The 19,309-nt window shown below is 55.1% G+C and carries 15 protein-coding genes; 9 read left to right on the top strand and 6 right to left on the bottom strand.

Features of this window, described 5'->3' with window-relative positions; translation table 11 throughout:
- Positions 1–70: 70 nt before the first annotated feature.
- Complete coding sequence (locus ACQZ51_RS08010) at positions 71–595, bottom strand: dTDP-4-dehydrorhamnose 3,5-epimerase family protein (protein WP_448776326.1); 525 nt, start codon at positions 593–595, stop codon at positions 71–73.
- A gap of 128 nt (positions 596–723) precedes the next feature.
- Here ACQZ51_RS08010 and ACQZ51_RS08005 point away from each other — a divergent pair, with 128 nt between their 5' ends.
- Genes ACQZ51_RS08005 through ACQZ51_RS07990 form a run of 4 tightly spaced genes read left to right on the top strand, consistent with a single transcriptional unit; the run spans position 724 to position 3,935 of the window.
- On the top strand, positions 724–1,857 hold the full coding sequence (locus tag ACQZ51_RS08005) for a DegT/DnrJ/EryC1/StrS family aminotransferase (RefSeq protein ID WP_448776325.1): 1,134 nt from the start codon (positions 724–726) through the stop codon (positions 1,855–1,857).
- Entirely contained in the window at positions 1,854–2,510 is a 657-nt protein-coding gene (locus ACQZ51_RS08000; RefSeq protein WP_448776324.1) for a formyltransferase family protein, read from the top strand. Before ACQZ51_RS08005 ends, ACQZ51_RS08000 begins: the two co-directional genes overlap by 4 nt.
- A gap of 13 nt (positions 2,511–2,523) precedes the next feature.
- The gene (locus ACQZ51_RS07995; RefSeq protein WP_448776323.1) at positions 2,524–3,267 is read left to right on the top strand and encodes a WbqC family protein; all 744 of its coding nucleotides are present in this window, start codon (positions 2,524–2,526) and stop codon (positions 3,265–3,267) included.
- Complete coding sequence (locus ACQZ51_RS07990; RefSeq protein ID WP_448776322.1) at positions 3,264–3,935, top strand: CatB-related O-acetyltransferase; 672 nt, start codon at positions 3,264–3,266, stop codon at positions 3,933–3,935. The genes ACQZ51_RS07995 and ACQZ51_RS07990 overlap by 4 nt, the downstream gene beginning before the upstream one ends.
- On the opposite strand, the gene ACQZ51_RS07985 is transcribed toward ACQZ51_RS07990, so the two are convergent.
- Positions 3,928–5,172: a glycosyltransferase family 2 protein gene (locus ACQZ51_RS07985; protein WP_448776321.1), complete on the bottom strand. Its 1,245-nt coding sequence runs from the start codon at positions 5,170–5,172 to the stop codon at positions 3,928–3,930. The genes ACQZ51_RS07990 and ACQZ51_RS07985 overlap by 8 nt on opposite strands.
- 244 nt (positions 5,173–5,416) lie before the next feature.
- Here ACQZ51_RS07985 and rfbF point away from each other — a divergent pair, with 244 nt between their 5' ends.
- The 4 genes from rfbF (at position 5,417) to ACQZ51_RS07965 (ending at position 11,478) form a co-directional block, all read left to right on the top strand.
- Complete coding sequence (gene rfbF / locus ACQZ51_RS07980; RefSeq protein WP_448776320.1) at positions 5,417–6,184, top strand: glucose-1-phosphate cytidylyltransferase; 768 nt, start codon at positions 5,417–5,419, stop codon at positions 6,182–6,184.
- Positions 6,181–7,251 (top strand): CDP-glucose 4,6-dehydratase, encoded by a 1,071-nt coding sequence (gene rfbG / locus ACQZ51_RS07975; RefSeq protein WP_448776319.1) that lies wholly within the window; start codon positions 6,181–6,183, stop codon positions 7,249–7,251. The genes rfbF and rfbG overlap by 4 nt, the downstream gene beginning before the upstream one ends.
- 4 nt (positions 7,252–7,255) lie before the next feature.
- The gene (locus ACQZ51_RS07970; protein ID WP_448776318.1) at positions 7,256–8,485 is read left to right on the top strand and encodes a methyltransferase domain-containing protein; all 1,230 of its coding nucleotides are present in this window, start codon (positions 7,256–7,258) and stop codon (positions 8,483–8,485) included.
- Between the two features lie 440 nt (positions 8,486–8,925).
- Positions 8,926–11,478, top strand: a complete 2,553-nt coding sequence (locus ACQZ51_RS07965) for an HWE histidine kinase domain-containing protein (protein WP_448776317.1) — start codon at positions 8,926–8,928, stop codon at positions 11,476–11,478.
- 6 nt (positions 11,479–11,484) lie between these two features.
- Here the strand turns inward: ACQZ51_RS07965 and ACQZ51_RS07960 are convergent, their stop codons facing one another.
- From ACQZ51_RS07960 to ACQZ51_RS07945, 4 genes are all read right to left on the bottom strand, one after another.
- The gene (locus ACQZ51_RS07960; RefSeq protein WP_448776316.1) at positions 11,485–12,444 is read right to left on the bottom strand and encodes a DUF930 domain-containing protein; all 960 of its coding nucleotides are present in this window, start codon (positions 12,442–12,444) and stop codon (positions 11,485–11,487) included.
- 123 nt (positions 12,445–12,567) lie between these two features.
- Entirely contained in the window at positions 12,568–14,622 is a 2,055-nt protein-coding gene (gene rpoD, locus ACQZ51_RS07955; protein ID WP_243255383.1) for an RNA polymerase sigma factor RpoD, read from the bottom strand.
- 388 nt (positions 14,623–15,010) lie between these two features.
- A complete protein-coding gene (gene dnaG / locus ACQZ51_RS07950) occupies positions 15,011–16,990 on the bottom strand; it encodes a DNA primase (protein WP_448776315.1) in 1,980 nt (659 codons plus the stop codon).
- Positions 16,991–17,314: 324 nt separating this feature from the next.
- Positions 17,315–17,767, bottom strand: a complete 453-nt coding sequence (locus tag ACQZ51_RS07945; RefSeq protein WP_042617262.1) for a GatB/YqeY domain-containing protein — start codon at positions 17,765–17,767, stop codon at positions 17,315–17,317.
- Positions 17,768–18,091: 324 nt separating this feature from the next.
- On the opposite strand from ACQZ51_RS07945, the gene carA reads away from it, so the two are divergent.
- Positions 18,092–19,297 carry a glutamine-hydrolyzing carbamoyl-phosphate synthase small subunit gene (carA, locus tag ACQZ51_RS07940; RefSeq protein ID WP_042617750.1) on the top strand — a complete coding sequence of 402 codons (1,206 nt, stop codon included), beginning with the start codon at positions 18,092–18,094 and terminating at the stop codon, positions 19,295–19,297.
- The last annotated feature ends 12 nt before the right edge of the window (positions 19,298–19,309 follow it).

Genomic DNA, 19,309 nt, shown 5'->3' with positions numbered 1-19,309 from the left:
TCAGGTCGGGAATGAGGTGGCAGCGACCCATATCACTGTCTGCGGCAAAAATCCCGTGGCGACGGGACGATCACAACATCGCAAAATTGCTGTCTCGAACGGACATCTGTGAAACGGGCAATGGCCAGGCAATGTTGAGCTTCGGATCCAGCGGATGCGCACCCCCTTCCGCTTCAGGAGCGTGCGGCATGTCATGCACATAGATGAGTTCGCAATTTTCGCTCAAGGTCTGAAAGCCATGCGCAAAGCCCGCCGGAATGAGAAGCGAGCGCGCATTTTCCTCAGTCAGGATTTCTCCGTGCCATTGCAGATATGTGGGCGATTCCGGGCGCAAATCGACAGCGACATCAAAGATTGCGCCCCTGAGACAGGAAACGAACTTTGTTTCCGCATGCGGAGCGCGCTGAAAATGCAGGCCGCGAATGACACCCTTCGCCTGCGTCATGGTGTGGTTTATCTGTGCAACCTGGCCGAAGGCGGATATCTCATCCGCACAGAAAAACCGCGAAAAGTAGCCCCTGTTGTCACCCAACCGTTGACGTTCGATCACGGTGAGATCTTGCAATGCAGTCGGAATAGACGTGAAACGCGACATGGTTGTTTCTCTAAAAAAACGGCATAAGAGCAGATGCCCCAGCACATTCAGAAACGCAAGCGCCACCGGGCCTTGACCTTGCGGCGCAATTGGTTGCAGAAGTTCGTATAATTTGGTGGGACGTCACGATGAAGCAGCGCATATTATACACGAAACCATCCATTACGGACCTGGAAGTCACTTACGCAACCGACGCGGCAGCCAATGGCTGGGGTGAGCGATGCTACGAATATATCGAAAAGTTTGAAGCGGCTTTTGCAGCCCACCTTGGCGTGAAGCACGCCATCGCCACATCAAGCTGCACCGGCTCCCTCCATATGGGACTTGCAGCGCTTGGCGTCGGTCCGGGCGATGAAGTGATCATGGCGGACACGAACTGGATCGCCTCGGCAGCACCGATTGTTCATCTGGGCGCAAAACCCGTTTTCGTCGATGTTTTGGAAGAGAGCTGGTGTCTCGATCCACAAAAGGTTGAAGCCGCAATCACCCCCCGCACGAAAGCGATTCTGGCGGTTCATATCTACGGCAATCTGTGCGACATGGACGCCCTGCTAGACATCGGCGCACGACACGGGTTACCTGTGATAGAAGATGCCGCTGAGGCGATAGGATCCGCCTGGCAGGGAAAACGCGCAGGCTCCATGGGCGCGTTCGGGGCGTTTTCGTTTCACGGAACGAAGACGATTACGACGGGTGAAGGCGGAATGTTCGTGACCAACGACACTGCCCTTTACAACCGCGTAGTTACACTCTCGAACCATGGCCGAGCAAAGGGGCAGACAAAGCAGTTCTGGCCTGACGAGATTGGTTTTAAGTATAAGATTTCAAACCTCCAGGCAGCGGTCGGGTTGGCACAGGTCGAGCGGATCGACACGCTTATCGCTCGCAAGCGGGAGATTTTCTATGCCTATCGGGATGGTCTCAAGGGCATCAATTCGATTTCGATGAACCCGGAACCTGCTGGAACCCAAAATGGCTTCTGGATGCCAACGGTCGTGTTTGATGCCGAGGCAGGTGTAACCCGAGAAATGCTTCAGGCCGCGTTTGCTGCCGAAAACATTGATGCGCGCGTTTTCTTCTGGCCACTGAGTTCGCTACCGTCGTTTGAAATAGTTGAGAACAATTCCGTAGCCTATGACCTTCCAGGAAGAGCTATCAACCTGCCAAGCTATCATGAGATGACAGATGAACAGATCGCCAGGGTCATCGACGTCCTGATAACGATTGTTCAGAAGCCCTCAGTTGGAACCCTCTCCAAATGAAGCTTGGGATCATTGGAAGCAGCGGGGGCAGCGCACTGATCGCCGCAGTCGAGTGCCTGAAAACATCAGGCTTACCCATAGAATTGGTCATTGTCACAGACCGCGCTTGCGGAATGGAAGCATGGGCGAAGAGCAAAGAGATTGCTCACAAGCGGATTGAATATTCTAACGCCGAGCAATTTTCAAAGGATGCACTTTCATATTTTCAAGAAAGCGGGTGTCTTTCTGTCTTGATGTTTTACACGAGAAAAGTAACTTATCCTCTTATCTCGAGGATCGACATCTGGAATATTCACCCAGCACTTCTTCCAAGTTTTCGCGGGCTTCATGGCGTGAAGGACGCAACGGAGGCAGGTGTCAGGATTTTCGGCGCAACATTGCACAAGGTTGACGATGGACTTGATACGGGACCGATCAAAGCGCAGGTCGCCAGCGCTATTGGCGGGGAAACTCTCCCGGCACAGGCGCAACGCCTGAGTTACCTCCACAAAATCTTACTATTCCTGATCTGGTACGAAATTCTTTCCGATACGTACGCGACGGCCAAAATCTACGGCTGGTCGCCAGGCGACATTCTCGCAAGCCCGGGGATAGCGTCTTCAATTTTAGATCGTCATTTTAGAGAATTTCTCGAGAATACTCCAACAGCGTAACGGTGAATTGCATATGCGTGTGGTTATTTCCCAGTCCATGTATTTCCCTTGGGTCGGCTTTCTTGAACAAATCAGGCTTGCTGATGTATTTGTGCACTATGACGACGTACAGTTCTCAAAAGGATCTTTTACAAACAGGGTTCAGATCAAAACAGATGCCGACAGTGTCTGGATGTCTGTTCCCTTGAAAGACCTGCATCTAGGTCAGTCTATAAATGAAGTTAAGCCTGCCCCCACTCCCCTCTGGAGAGAGAAACATTTGAACCTCTTGCGAAGAAGCTTTAAAGGGGCACCCTTTAAAGAAGACGCCGTTGGGTTAGCAGAGAGCGTGCTCAAGTTTGACCATGAACATTTGGGATCTTTGGGAAGAGCATCAACCAAAGCTCTCACCGACTATTTCGGCATTGGCAAAAATTGTAAGTTCATTGATGTCGAATCGCTCAAAGTCTCAGGCAGCGGATCTCAGCGCGTCCATGATATCGTGAAAGCGGTTGGCGGAACTGATTATGTTACGGGTCATGGTGCGAGCAATTATCTTGACCATAGGTTACTAGAGAGCAGCGGAATTTCCGTGAGCTACATGGATTACAAGAAAACACCCTATCCTCAGTTGAATGGCGATTTCACGCCTTATGTGTCAAGCTTGGACCTCATCGCAAACTGCGGTAAGGAAGGCATTTGCTATATATGCTCTGACACAGTCCCTTCCAGGGATTTTCTTGTGTTCGGGACGAATGGCACGGGGACAAAGCCATGACCGAAAAACGGTTTCACCTATCATATGCGGATGACGACATTCTGTGCTCGCCATGGGATCGCTGGATTGCATCGCGTAAATTAGAAGGAAGCAAACTTCGGCGCTTCCGTAAGCAATCCCTCAAAAAGTACGGCAAGCGTGACGATGCTTATCGTTACTACATGAGCAAGCGCTTCGATATACCGGTTGGCAAATACAGCTACGGCTACGAACCGCTTTGCTCAGGCAAATCAACGGTCGCAGCCATCGGTGCGTTTTGCTCGTTGGCTGAAAATATCGGCATATCTTATGGCAATCATCCCCTCAATCTAGTTTCCACAAGCCCAGCATTTTACAGCGCTGGTTTTGGCCTTATCGAGACATCTTGGTTAGATCCGAGCCCTTTTCAAAAAAAAATCGTTATAGGCCACGATGTGTGGATCGGACGTGACACCACACTCTTGAATGGCGTGACGATCGGCACTGGGGCCGTCGTAGCGGCGGGCGCGGTGGTCACCAAAGACGTTCCTCCATTCGCAATCGTCGGCGGCGTCCCAGCCAAAATCCTTCGCTACCGTGCGAGCGAATCGGAGCGAGAACGAATCTTGATGAGCGCTTGGTGGCTATGGTCCGACAATGTCCTAAAGGACAGAGCTTCAGATTTCGCTGCGCCTTTAAGCTCTATTTAGAGCGTTCCTGATCGGCGATATTCTTTCTGTAGTTGTCTGCATCAATCTGCAACGCTGCGATCAGGTCAGATGCTGCATGCCTCGACTGCAAACCAAACATAGCTCCCATGCTTTCCAAAAACAGACGGATCTTGCCGACCATTCGCGCTAGATAGCCTGAAGAGCCAGACCCGCCACGGACGAACATCTTCCACATTCTCGTTACCGAATGGCGACGCTTCTGCACGCTAACGAATTGGAGGTCATGGCTCTCTCGATAACTTTCAAGCGCGGCAAGGGCACGCTCGTTTACGATCCCGTTGCGGGCCAGATTTCCGCAATAATTCATGGCATTCGTATAGAAATCAACTGGAGAGATCGTCGTGAACTCCTCCCCCCGATGCTGCGATGAAACAACGTCATATTCACGGAGAATGACATTCGGCATCAGATAAACGTCGCCCGGTATCGGACCAAACTTTAGCCACTCTCCATAAATCGTACGAATGTTGCTCAACATCCCTTGGCTGTCGGAATTCATTTTGCCAATTTTAAAAGCTCGCCCAGTGCTTCGCTTTTCGCCTTGGGTAACAAGAAGTGGGGCCGTACTCGCTGTGAAGGCAGGTATTTCGCCCATCAATCTGAATGTGAAAATATAGTCAGGCGATATGCTGCAAAAAACACTTCCGTATTTTTCTTCAATTTTTGCAATGACTGACTTGTCGACCAGTGAATTCAGCATACGTGGCGTGTCTTTGGGTAGTTTGCCTTTGGAAAATTCACTGAGCTTGTCCTTCGATAGTACCTCACGGACTTGAAGCGCATTGGATATGCGGCGCACACTCCTGTATCCCGGCAACTCAATGGAGTCTTCACTTGCGAAGCATATCGCCGGAGTTTGAGTGCTCTGGATTGTATTATGGGCAAATTGTAACGCGTAAAGACGCAACGCCATACGATCTGTCAAAAAACCAATGTACCGACCTGCGGTGCGCCGAAGAGCCCATTCCCAATGGTCCACCATAGGCAGATCAGATGGAGGGCGAATGTACTGGAAGCGTTCATGTCCGCGATACGAAGCGATGATGCGCTGGTTCTCGGCTGCGTGTGCTTCATCCGAGTTATCCGAAACGATCAATTCAAAGTCAGAGAACGTCTGTCGCATGACGCTTGCGATAGCATCAGGGAGATATTCTGGTCGATTTCTTGTTGGAATGACAATCGAGAAAAACGGAGCGATGTATTCGTCTGGCTTCATGTTCTAGTTGCCTGCAATTGTCATATAAATTTTCAAGTCGCGAATGGATTTTTTTGCGCTATCCAGTTAGGCATGTCTCCAAAATTCACGACTTGTCAACTCTCCACTTCGGCGATTTCAAATTCAATGGCAACTCACTGCTAAACCAGTAGGATGCCTTGCGTTATTGATCCAAATGATTGAATAGATTTGCAGCTTTTTACGGCTGATTGATAGGTATGCTACATCATGACGAGCGTTTGAAATGAAAATCGTTATTCTCGCTGGCGGCTTCGGTACGCGTATCTCTGAGGAAAGCCACTTGAGGCCAAAGCCGATGATCGAGATCGGCGGTCGGCCGATCCTTTGGCATATCATGAAGACCTACAGCCACCATGGCTTCAATGACTTCGTGATTTGTCTCGGATACCGCGGCTATATGATCAAGGAGTATTTTGCCAATTACATCCTGCACTCGGCGGATGTGACCTTCGATATGAAGCATGGCGAAACGACCTATCATGCGACCAAGGCCGAGCCCTGGCGCGTAACGCTTGTGGAAACGGGTGAAGCGTCGATGACTGGTGGCCGCCTGAAACGGGTTGCCGATTATCTGGGCGACACATTCTGCCTGACCTATGGTGACGGTGTTGCAGACGTCGACATCAAGGCGCTGACGGATTTTCATCGCAGCCACGGCCGCGAGGCGACTGTCACGAGCGTCGTGCCACCCGGCCGCTATGGAGCGCTGGTGACGCATGAACAGGAAGTTCGTAGCTTTACCGAAAAGCCGGCTGGCGATAATGCGCGCATCAACGGCGGGTTCTTCGTCCTCAACCGTTCCGTGTTGGATCGTATTGGCGGTGACGCCGTGTCCTTTGAAGGGGCCCCGCTGGAAGGCCTCGCCCATGACGGTCAGCTCATGGCCTTCAATCACGATGGTTTCTGGCGCCCAATGGATACGCTACGCGACAAGAACCAGCTTGAAGAACTCTGGCAAAGTGGCAATGCGCCTTGGAAAGTCTGGTCATGATCCGTCTGCCGGACGCCGCCTTCTGGCACGGAAAACGGGTTCTGCTCACAGGCCATACCGGGTTCAAGGGTACGTGGGCGCGGCTCTGGCTTTCGCAGATGGGTGCCGAAGTCTTCGGATTTGCGCTTCCTCCTTCAACAACACCCTCGCTTCATAGCCTTGTCGGCGATTTCGGTTTGGGTAGCGAAACCATCGCCGACCTGCGTGATGCCGCGAAGCTTGCAGCAGCGATCGAACATAGCGATGCAGATATCATCCTGCATATGGCGGCTCAACCGCTTGTGCGGCGCAGTTATGTGGAACCGGTTGAGACATTCGACGTGAATGTGATGGGCACGGTGCGCCTGCTGGAGGCTGCTAGGAGACTGGAAAAACTGCGCGCCATTCTCGTCGTGACCACGGACAAGGTCTACAACAATGACGAGAGCGGCCGCCATTTTGTCGAAAGCGACCGGTTGGGTGGGCATGACCCCTATTCAGGCTCCAAGGCAGCTGCCGAAATTGTCACTGCCAGCTATCGCGATTCATTCTACCGCCAGAAAGGCGTGAGTGTCGCGACGGCAAGAGGTGGTAATGTGATTGGCGGCGGAGACTACTCCGAAGACCGATTGATCCCTGATATCGTGCGGGCCGCAATAGCGGGTCACACACTCGATATCAGAAACCCATTCGCGACGCGGCCCTGGCAGCATGTGCTGGACTGCCTGAACGGCTATTTTCTTTTTTGTGAAGATCTTCATGCCGGAAAAAGCCTGCCGGATGCACTCAATTTCGGCCCGTCGCCTGATGAGGCGCAAATCGCAGTTGGAAATGTCGCGTCAGAGGTACAGGCTGCCATGGGAATGGAGCGGCAATGGCACGACGTCTCTCAAGGCGACCAACCGCGTGAAATGCAGACGCTCGGACTAAACCCGGCCAAGGCTCTGGACTATCTGTCTTGGCAAGCAAAGCTCAGCCAGTTGCAAGCCATTGAATGGACTGGACGCTGGTACGACCGTTCGCGTAAAGGCGACGAGGCTTTCACGCTCGTCATGAACCAAATCGATACATTTACGAAAGGCGCCTAACAGCATGCCTCATACCTGCCGCTTCTGTTCAACGCCGCTGGACACCGTTGTCGCGGACCTCGGCTCGACGCCGTGGTCGAATTCATTCCTCGCCAATGAGGCGGCCATTTCTGGCGAGCACTCCTTTCCCCTGAAGGTCATGGTCTGCTCTGAGTGTTTTCTGGTGCAGACGACGGAAAATGTTCCGCCGGATGAGATCTTCAATGCTGAATATGCGTATCTCTCTTCGTTTTCGACAAGCTGGCTGGATCATGCAAAGCGCTACGCGCAGATGATGACGCAGCGATTTGCGCTGGATGGCAATTCGACAGTCATCGAGGTCGCATCCAATGATGGATACCTGCTGCAATATTTCGCGTCGGCTGGTATCAATGTGCTGGGTGTCGAGCCTGCCGCAAATGCTGCCGAACTGGCAGAAGGCAGGGGAGTGAAAACGAAAATCGCATTCTTCGGCACCGAGACGGCCAAGGCAATCCTGGCCGATGCCATCAGCGCCGATGTGACTGCCGCCAACAATGTTCTGGCTCACGTGCCAGATATTGCAGACTTCGTACGCGGCTTTGCCCTCGTGCTGAAGCAGGATGGCGTTGCGACTTTCGAATTCCCGCATCTGTTGCGTATGATCGAGGGAATGCAGTTTGATACGATTTATCATGAGCATTACTCCTATATCTCGCTGCTGGCAGCCGAGCGGATTTTCAACGCCTGCGGCCTCCAGATTTTCGACGTCGAAGAACTGCCGACACATGGCGGCTCGCTGCGGATCTATGCTCAAAGGCAGGATGGCAAGCGTGAACCGACTGAACGCCTTTTTGCGCTGCGCGCAGAAGAAGAGCGGTTCGGCCTGAAGGATCTGGAAACCTATCGGAATTTTGGAACGAAGATAGCCGCCGTTTGTGATGAATTTCGCGCATTCTTGCGTAATGCAAACAGCGAGAACAAGACCGTTGCGGCCTATGGTGCTGCGGCTAAAGGCAATACGTTCCTCAATGTTTGCGGCGTTACAAGCGCCGACATTCGTTTCGTGGTTGATCAAAACGACGTCAAGCAGGGAAAGCTGCTGCCTGGCAGCCACATCCCCGTCTATGCACCGAGCGAACTCAAGCAAGCCAAGCCCGATTACGTGGTGATACTGCCCTGGAACCTCAAAGCAGAAATTGTGGAATATTGTGACTACATCAAGGAGTGGCAGGGCCAGTTTGTCGTCGCTATTCCAAGATTGCAGATCATCTAAGCTCAAGGCCGCTGGAAAGACATGAGCACGGCCAAAGCTGTGCTACAGAGACTGCTCCAGCGGCCTTACGTCGACGCGCATTTAAGGGCGCACGCCTCTTTTTGAGAGCTTTACCGTGAACAGATACGATCAAGCTTGAGCATTGGTCGCAAATCCTTCACGTACTTCAGCGTTTCTGACTGGAACCAAATCCCGAGACTTGTCGTTTTACTGCACAGGTGATGTTGTGCGCACCCGCTTCATATCGAGCGTTGGGTGTGACACCGAGCACAACGGGGAACGGCACGACGCATGTATGACGATCTCCAAGTGCGCAGCCACACCATTCCTCTTGCAGTTTCCACACAAAGGCTCAATGCTTCTTCGACATCGCATATTCGGTTATGGATGAGACGAAACTCGATTAATACGGCCTCTCTCCCAAATCGAAAGACTACTCTATGATGTCGCCAAACCAGCAGGTCGATCTTACCAACTGCGACAGGGAACCCATCCATATTCCCGGTTACATACAGCCGCATGGCTGCCTGATTGCGTGCGATAGCGCCATGCGCACGGTGCTGCGCCAGTCTGTCAATTGCGCTGAGATGTTGGGAATTCCCGCATCGATGACGGGCAAGCCGATTGAGGAGTTTCTCGGCGCCACTGTCGTTCACGATTTGAGAAATGCGCTGACGGTGACCGCAAACCGCAGCCGCCCTGCGCTACTGCCAAGCGTCAAGCTGCCCGCAGGAACGCTGTTCGACATTGCAATCCATCGCTACAAATCCGTGACAATCATCGAGCTGGAACCCGCTAGCGAAGAAGCGCAGCCTCTGCACACAGCGCAATTGATGATCGACCGCATCCGAGAAGCCGATAGCGTGGACAGCCTGATTTCCCGCGCCACGCGGCTCGTCAAGGCGATGCTGGGCTATGACCGCGTGATGGTCTACCGGTTTGAGCAGGACGGCGCCGGAAAGGTTATTTCCGAAGCAAAGCAGCCTGCGCTCGAGAGCTTTCTGGGTCAGTATTTTCCCGCGAGCGACATTCCGCAGCAGGCGCGAACGCTTTATCTCAAGAACACCTTGCGGATCATTTCCAATTCCAACGGCGAGCGCATTGCGGTGGAGCCTGTGCTCGACCTTTCTGGTGAGCCGCTCGATCTGTCCTTTGCGCATCTGCGCAGCGTCTCGCCCATCCATTGCGAATATCTGCGCAATATGGGCGTATCGGCTTCCATGTCGATCTCGATCATCATCGATGGTCAATTGTGGGGGCTGATTGCCTGCCACCATTATTCGCCCCGCATCTTGCCAATGCCCATACGCATTGCAGCGGAGATGTTCGGCGAGTTTTTCTCCCTCCACCTTCAGGCACTTAAGCAGAAGCGAAAACTCATCACAGCGCAGGAAGCGCATGCCTCGCTGGACAAGTTCCTGCGTCTTGCTGCGCACCACAACAATATTGAAGAACTGCTGGTGGAGAACCTTGCCGATTTCCGGTCGCTTCTTCCCTGCGATGGTGTGGCCGTGTGGATGAACGGGCGCTGGTGCAGCCAGGGTCACGCGCCTTCGGAAGATATGGCTCCGCAGCTGGGGCGGCTGGTCAGTTCGATTGCGGAAGGGCGCGTGTGGGCTACCCACTCCCTCATTCACAACCTGCCGAAAGCTGAGCATCTGGCAGGAGATATTGCAGGCGTGCTGGCGGTTCCGCTGTCGCAGGTCAAGGATGACTATCTGTTGTTCTTCCGCCGTGAGCTGGTGCAGACCCTGAACTGGGGTGGAAATCCTGAAAAATCCTACGAGACCGGCCCACTTGGCGACCGCCTAACCCCGCGCAAGAGCTTTGCGCTGTGGAAGGAGACCGTTTACAAACAGGCACAGCCATGGACCGAGGATGACCGGCAGATTGCCGAGGCAGCCCGCGTGGCCCTCGTTGAAGTTGCTTTCCGCCACAGCGAGTTGATGGCGGGTGAACGTGCGCAGGCGGAAGTGCGCCAGCGCATGCTGAATGAAGAGCTGAACCACCGCGTCAAGAACGTGCTCGCTATTATCAAGTCTCTGGTCGGCAACCCCACGCAGGAAGGACGCACGCTTGAGGACTATGTCTCGGCCCTCAAGGGGCGCATTCAGGCCCTGTCCTTTGCGCATGACCAGGTCATTCGCGGTGAAGGCGGCGGCCTGTTTAGGGATTTGCTGGATGCCGAGCTTTCTCCGCACCGGTCTCCGAATGCCGAAGTGGAAGCGCGTGGTCCAAGCGTTCTTCTCGACGCGCGTGCCTTCTCTGTCATGGCTCTCGTTTTGCATGAGCTGGCAACGAATGCTGCAAAATATGGTGCGCTTGCCCCAGCCGGTGGCAAGCTTTCCGTGTTGTGGGAACTTAACGATATCGGTGACTGCGTTGTTTCCTGGCGCGAGACAGTGCCCGGCACTCTGACACCACCGACCAGAACAGGCTTTGGCTCGGCGCTGATCAACCGCAGCGTTCCCTATGATCTCGGCGGAAAAAGCAAGATCACCTACACACCTCACGGCATCGAAGCCGAAATCCTGCTGCCTGCCCGCCACGCAACGCCGGGACCCACGACCTCTCCAGAGGCCGTTGCGGCGTCGGAGCGGCCCTATTCCAGACCCTATTCCCCGGAGGAACCATTGCGGGTATTTCTTGTCGAAGACCAGATGCTGATTGCCATGGACGTCGAGTATATGCTCGAAGCGCACGGCATTACCGATATTGAAACAGCAACGTCATCGACGACCGCGCTGGAGAAATTGAAGAATGTGACGCCTGACGTGGGCATTCTCGACATCAACCTCGGCTCGGATACATCCATACCCGTTGCCCATGAGTTTCTGCGCCGTGGCATTCCGTTCATGTTCGCAACCGGCTATGCCGATGGCATCATGATACCGCCGGAATTTTCCCACGTGCCTGTCATTCACAAGCCCTATGATGAGGATGCTTTGCTGGCATCCATCGGAAAGCTTGTCGGCAAGCAGGTTCCTGCCTGATAGGGGCTAGCGCACGACAAGCTTCAAGCGCTTGACGTCATCAGGCGTTAGCTTTGCGCCGATGTTATAGCGAAAGTCGGTCACGATGTAGTTTTCGATATCGACCTCGCAGCGGTAGTCAATCGGGAACCATTGCGTACCGACGTTGAATGCGCCCTTTGCGCTCAAGACGTTCTCAGTGATAGTTCGTTCCACGTCCTGTTGACCGTCAGGCTGTTGGCCCTGTCTCGCTGCAGTGACTTGCGCGACGACTTCCGCAAAACATAGTTGCCTGACCCTTTGTCGAGGCGGCAGATCTCCAAATATTTGGCGCATCATCGGACCAGGGCGTTTCGCAGCAGCCAATATCTTCTTGGCGGGCTTAAGGTTTGGCCCCTCCTCACCATCGGGTGCTGCCTTTGCTGGATCCGGCGCTGGGTTTGATTCAGGCTTGGGCACAGGCACGGCAACGGTTGCAACGTCAGGCAGCGGCGGTGCTTCAGCCGCAGCAATCTCGCCCTGCTCCGCAGTTGGCTTTTCAGCTGCTGCCGCAGCCTCGGGCTTCTCCTCAGCCACGTCAGGCAGCGTCTGGGCAGGCTGCGCCACATCTGGCTGCTTCTCGGGCTCTTTCTGCTCCTGCCCACCCGCATCCTGCTGGCCGGGCTCATCCCGTTCATCCAATTGGGTCGGGCCGGGCCTGATGGCGACAGGCGCCATTTGGGGCGGCGGAGGCGGTGGTGGCGGCTCCGCTGGTTTTTCCGGCGCAGGCGGCGGCGGTGGCTCCTCGGCCTTCTTTTCCTCAGGCTTTGGTGGCGGCTCTTGCTTTGGGGGCTCCACCATTTCAACGCTCACAGTTTCAGGCTCAGCTGGCGCAGGCGTGAGGTTGGAAGACAGAAGATAGGTCGCGCCGACGAGAACATGCAGCAGAAGCGAAACTGGAATCGTCCAGCTCCCTTGCCACCATTCGTTCTTAGCCGTCGGTTCCATCAGAACATCATGTCCTTAAATCGTGAGAGGAATCGCCCCTCACACATGCAAATATCATCCTGAAAAACAAAAACCCGGCCAGAAAACAACTGACCGGGTTTCAATCTGTCGTATCGCCAGCCCTTAGCTGTCGAGGAACGAGCGCAGCTTGCGCGAACGGCTTGGGTGCTTGAGCTTGCGCAGCGCCTTGGCTTCGATCTGACGGATACGTTCGCGGGTAACCGAGAACTGCTGTCCGACTTCTTCCAGCGTGTGGTCCGTGTTCATGCCAATGCCGAAGCGCATGCGCAGAACACGTTCTTCACGCGGTGTCAGCGAGGCCAGTACGCGCGTGGTTGTTTCGCGAAGGTTCGCCTGAATGGCAGCATCGATTGGCAGAAGCGCGTTCTTGTCTTCGATGAAGTCACCGAGATGCGAATCCTCTTCGTCACCCACAGGGGTTTCGAGAGAGATTGGCTCCTTGGCGATTTTCAGAACCTTGCGCACCTTTTCAAGCGGCATGGCCAGCTTTTCAGCCAGTTCTTCCGGTGTCGGTTCGCGGCCGATTTCGTGCAGCATCTGGCGCGATGTACGAACGATCTTGTTGATCGTTTCGATCATGTGCACCGGAATACGGATCGTGCGCGCCTGGTCGGCAATCGAACGGGTGATAGCCTGACGAATCCACCATGTCGCATAGGTCGAGAACTTGTAACCGCGACGATATTCAAACTTGTCGACCGCCTTCATCAGGCCAATATTGCCTTCCTGAATGAGATCGAGGAACTGCAGACCACGGTTTGTGTATTTCTTGGCAATCGAGATCACCAGACGAAGATTGGCTTCGACCATTTCCTTCTTGGCGATGCGCGCTTCGCGCTCACCCTTCTGGACCATGGACACGATGCGACGGAATTCGGCGATGGAAATGCCGGTTTCCTGGGCGAGATTCTGGATTTCCAGACGGATATCGCGGATCGTGTTGTTTTCTTCGCGTGCGAATTCCTTCCAGCCCTTGGCGGCCAGATTGGCAATCGACTTCATCCAGTTCGGATCAAGTTCCGCACCGTGATACTGCTCAAGGAAGCTGTCGCGCTTGACGCCGTAGGATTCGGCAAGGCGCAACAGACGGCCTTCATTCTGCATCAGACGCTTGGAAATATCGTAGAGCTGCTCAACAAGGCTGTCGACGCGGTTCTGGTTCAGCGACAGCGACTTCACAGCCGTGATCAACTGATCCTTCAGTTCCTTGTAGCGACGTTCCTGACCGGTGGACAGCGTGCCGGTGCAAGCAAGGCGAGCCTCGACCTGCTGATCCTGAAGCTTGCGCAGCTTCTTGTAGGTATCGGCAATCGTATCCAGCGTTTCCATGACCTGCGGGCGCAGTTCAGCTTCCATCGCAGCAAGCGAAAGGTTGGACTCGTCATCGTCCTCCTCTTCCTCTTCATGCGGAAGGCCTTCGCCGCCGACATTGGTCACATCATCTTCGCCACCGGGATTGCGCAGACGGCGGGCTTTTTCTTTCTCTTCGGCAACCTTGCGGTCTGCTTCAATCTTTTCAGGGCTCTGGAACTGCGGCGCAGCCTTGGCTTCAGGGCCGGAATAGGTGGTTTCGAGATCGATGATCTCGCGCAGCAGTGTCGTGCCTTCGTTCAGCTCGTCGCGCCAGATGATGAGCGCCTGGAACGTCAACGGGCTTTCGCACAGGCCGGAGATCATTGTCTCACGGCCAGCCTCGATGCGCTTGGCAATGGCGATTTCGCCTTCACGCGACAGAAGCTCGACAGAGCCCATTTCGCGCAGATACATGCGCACAGGGTCATCCGTGCGGTCCGTCGGCTCTTTCTTCTTGGCGGCGGCCAGAGCAGTGCCAGCGGAAGGCGCAAGTTCGCCACCCTCGGACTCTTCGTCGTCGGCTTCTTTGTCTTCGGTTTCGGTGGTTGCCTCTTCGGCATCCTCGTCTTCGACGACATTGATGCCCATTTCACTGAGCATCGCCATAATGTCTTCAATGCGATCAGGGTCGACCTGATCCGAGGGCAGAACCTCGTTCAGCTCATCCATCGTGACGTAGCCGCGTTTTTTCGCGGCCTTGATCATTTTCTTGACCGCGTCATCCGAAAGATCGAGAAGCGGCCCATCCGTCGCAGCATCGCGTTCGTTTTCAGCTTCTTCGTTTTCTTTGACTTTGGTTGCCATCTATCTCGTCGCTTTCCCTGACGCTAATCCGCTTCGCCGCATGACCGTTTGCCCCTTGGAGCATCCGGCAATGGCCGCGAATCACTGTCAAACACCTAACGGAATGATCTTTAATTGCCGCTTAATCACGGCTCCCACTGGCGGAATATCAAGACAGTGCATCCAAAAATGCTTCTCTACGCAGTTTCGATCCGCCAAGGCCCATTCCACCTTACTTTCCTGGAATGGTGATTCCCGCTATTTCCCTTCACGTCAAGCCTTTATGGCCTGACCGAGGGCCAAAAACCAAAAAAGCCGTCATTGCAGCGACATTTTGCGGGCCTTCACCAACTTAACCCCTATTTAGGTCTATCTGCGCAAAACACAAGCCTGCGCCGCCATCAAACACTTAACCGTGCCCATAGGCCGGCCCCTTGACCCTGCCGGACATGACGCCGAAACCATCGATGATCGCTTCCTGATTTTCCATTCTTCCGATCTCCAGTTGCACTTCCGAGAGGGCGCGCATCAGTTGAACCATATGCTCGCCGTCTCCCGCTTCTGTTGCTTCCGCGATTTCGCGCTCAAGGTCGATCTTCTGCCAGCGCAACGCCTTCGTGCGCTTGTGGAGCGAAAGCGACTGCGTGTAGCCCTCACGCGCATCTTCCGGCGCCGCCTGTTCTGTTGCTGTCCACAGACGCGCATTGCGCACCTGCTGGTTCATCGCTTTCAGCAGCGCATCGAAACCCTGCGCCTCCAGACGTTGAACCAGACCATCGCGGGAAAGTTCCGCCGCGCATTCGCCCGCATAGGTCAAAACCTGCGACCAGAGCTTTTGCAGATCGCGGTTCTCATAATCGATAGCGGCAATCTCGTCATATTCCTCCAGCAAAAGCTGCGGGTGGTTGACGATGGTCAGAGCCAGCACGCTTTCGCGCAAGGCGGGTGCGCCGAGATATCCCTTCACCAGACCGGACTGGCTCAGCCGATCCGAGATGCTTCCCGAACCCGTGGTCGTTCCCCGCGCCGGGGTTCTCTGGCCGGGGCGATTATTGTTGCCATCATTGCGCCGGAAGTTTCCATTCGGGCCGTTGCTGCGCTGGAACTGCGGCTGGAAAAACGAATTCAGCCGGTCGCGCATGTCCTGTTGGTAAAACCGGCGCACCGTTTCATCGCCAATCACAGACACGATCTGCCGCAACCGGTTTTCCAGCTCGGCGCGCTTTTCGGGCGTGTCGAATGTCACAGCCGCCGTCTCGCGGCTCCAGATCATTGCGGCCAGCGGCTTGGCCTCGGCCAGAACCCGGTCGAACGGCGCCCTGCCCTCATGGCGCACCAGATCATCAGGGTCCTTGCCATCAGGCAACAGGGCAAAGCTCACCGAGCGCCCCGGCTTGATATGTGGCAAAGCGAGATCTGCGGCGCGGCTGGCGGCGCGGATGCCCGCGCCATCGCCATCGAAACACAGCACCGGCTGTGTCGACATTTTCCACAACAGGTCGAGTTGGTTTTCCGTCAGCGCCGTGCCAAGCGGTGCCACGGCATTTTCGACGCCCGCCTGATAGAGCGCGATGACGTCCATATAGCCTTCAACGGCAATCACAGTGCCGGAGGATTGCGTGGCACGCCGTGCCCGCGCAAAATTATAGAGTACATTGCCCTTGTGAAAGAGCTCGGTCTCGTTGGAATTCAGATATTTCGCCATCGCATCGGCCGCCATGGCGCGCCCGCCAAAGGCAATCACCTTTTCCCGCGATGACAGAATGGGGAACATGATGCGGTCGCGAAAGCGGTCATAGGACACCGGCACATTTTCATGCACCACCAGACCGCAGGCTTCCATCTGTTCCTTGGCAATGCCCTTGGAGGCCAGATGCTCCTTCAGCGCATTGCGGCTATCGGGCGCAAAGCCCAGGCGAAATGTTTCGATGGTGCGCCCGGTCAAGCCACGGTCGCGAAGATAGGCACGCGCCCGTGCACCGGCTGCGGTCTGCAACTGGTCCTGAAAGAACAGGGTCGCCATTTCCATGACGTCCTGCAGCGTGGCACGCTCGCGCTCGCGGCGCTCCGCCTGCACATCCGGCTGCGGCATGGACACGCCAGCCATATCGGCAATCTGCTGCACGGCTTCGGGAAAGGCCATGCCATCGAGATCGGTCAGGAAGCGGAAATGGTCGCCAGAGACACCGCAACCGAAGCAATGGTAGCGCCCCTTGCGATCCTCGCAATGGAAGCTCGGGCTCTTTTCACCGTGAAAAGGGCAGCATGCCCAATAATCACCCTTGGAGGCGTTGCTCTTCTTCCTGTCCCACGTCACACGTCTGCCGATAACATCAGAGATGTTTACTCGGTCACGTATCTCGTCGAGAAATGAGTTTGAAAAGCGCATTGTTACCTGGGATCAGTGCCTGTTTTGGCCAGTCTGTTATATAAGCCCACCAGCGCGCAATTACCAAGCGCCGAAACGGGTGATACCCGTTATTCACAGGCAGCACGCCCGCGAAACATTACCTATTTGTAAGTTGAAGCGGCGCGAAAAACGGCTCAATCTCTCCTCACCGGCTTAAAGTCGGCGTCGTCGCACGCTGGAAGGTTCGAGCGAAATTCCCCCGTTCCGTCGAACAAGCGCTTTCCCCCGAGCGCGTTTCCCAGCAACAAAAAAGGCAGGGCATCCACATATGCCCTGCCTTTTAATGTTTTAAGAGCGAACGCCTTACTTCAACAATTCCTTGATCAAAGCAGAAGCCTTGCCGAAATCGATCTGGCCGGGATAGCGTTCTTTCAGAACGGCCATCACCTTGCCCATGTCTTTCAGGCCAGAGGCTTCTGTCTCGGCAATGACGCCTTCGAGGATGGCACGCACTTTTTCCTGCGGAATTTCTTCCGGCATGAAGCCCTTGATGATGGCGATTTCCTCACGCTCATGCTCGGCAAGTTCAGCACGTCCGGCCTGATCGTAGATCCCGGCGGATTCTTCGCGCTGCTTGATCATCTTGGCCAGAATCTGCAGGATCTCTTCGTCTGACACCGCATCCTTGCCAACGCCGCGATTGGCGATATCCCGATCCTTGATAGCAGCTTGAACCAAACGGATCGTGGAGAGCCGGCGTGTATCGCGGGCTTTCATAGCGTCTTTCATAGCGTCGGCGAAAGTATCGCGGATCATGTCATTTCTCCTTGGGAAAGCCATCGCAACCGGCAAATCCGGGCCAGGCATTTCCTTCATATTTTCGCCCGCTGCATAAACGAGCAACCGTGCATCGGCAAATCATTTGCATAAGCCATTGATTCAGATGCCTTTAAATTCCTAGGATTTCTCATGGGCGTGGTTGACCCTTCGCCCCCCTTTCGTTATTTTCCGGCACCTGCACAGGATTTTAACGAAGGTTACGACGCGAAGGCTTTCGCGCGCCCTTATCCGCGAAAAAAGATGACCGCTTTACCCCTGCTTTTCAAGAGGCGGGCCGAAGTGGCAGAAACGGGAAACGAGATGACCGAGACAGCACCCTGGACCACCCGCAAACCCACCGCCATGCTCGTTCTGGCCGATGGCACCGTGATCGAGGGAACCGGCATCGGCGCAACCGGCAAGGTTCAGGCGGAAGTCTGCTTCAACACCGCGCTGACCGGCTATCAGGAAATCCTGACAGACCCGTCCTATCTGGGCCAGATCGTCACCTTCACCTTCCCGCACATCGGCAATGTAGGCGCCAATGACGAAGACATCGAAGATCTGACGCCCGCTGCACGCCGCGGCGCTGTCGGCGTTATCTTCAAGGCCGATATTACCGAGCCATCCAACTTCCGCGCCGCCAAGCATCTCGATGCATGGCTCAAAGCTCGCGGCATCATCGGCCTTTGCGGCATCGACACCCGCGCACTCACGGCCTGGATCCGCGAAAATGGCGCACCGAACGCCGTCATCGCCCACGATCCGAACGGCGTTTTCGACATCGACGCGCTGAAGGCAGAAGCCAAAGCCTGGAGCGGTCTTGAAGGTCTCGACCTTGCCATCGAAGCCACATCCGGCCAGTCTTCCGTCTGGAGCGAAACGCCATGGGTCTGGAATGAAGGCTACAGCGAGCTTCAGCAAACCGAAGCCAAGTATCATGTCGTCTGCGTGGATTTCGGCGTGAAGCGCAACATTCTGCGCCTGTTTGCGGGTTTGGACTGCAAGGTCACGATCGTGCCTGCCCAGACCTCTGCTGAAGACATCATGGCGCTGAAGCCCGATGGCGTATTCCTCTCCAACGGTCCGGGAGACCCGGCTGCAACAGGCGTCTATGCCGTTCCGGTCATTCAGGACCTGATCAAGACAGAAGTGCCGATGTTCGGCATCTGCCTTGGCCACCAGATCCTCGGCCTCGCCGTTGGCGCAAAGACCGAGAAGATGCATCAGGGCCACCATGGCGCGAACCATCCGGTCAAGGATTTCACCACAGGCAAGGTGGAAATCGTTTCCATGAACCACGGCTTTGCGGTGGATGCGAAGTCTTTGCCAGAGGGCATTGAAGAGACTCACACATCGCTGTTCGATGGCACCAATTGCGGTCTGCGAATCGTCGGCAAGCCTGTGTTCTCGGTTCAGCACCACCCAGAGGCATCGCCCGGCCCGCAGGACAGCCACTATCTGTTCCGCCGCTTCGTGAACCTGCTGCGGGAGAAAAAGGGCGAAGCAGCGCTGGCAGAGCGCTGATAGTTCTATAAA

The sequence above is a fragment of the Agrobacterium sp. CG674 genome, assembly GCF_053521645.1.
This window is presented reverse-complemented; position numbering and strand designations above follow the sequence as displayed.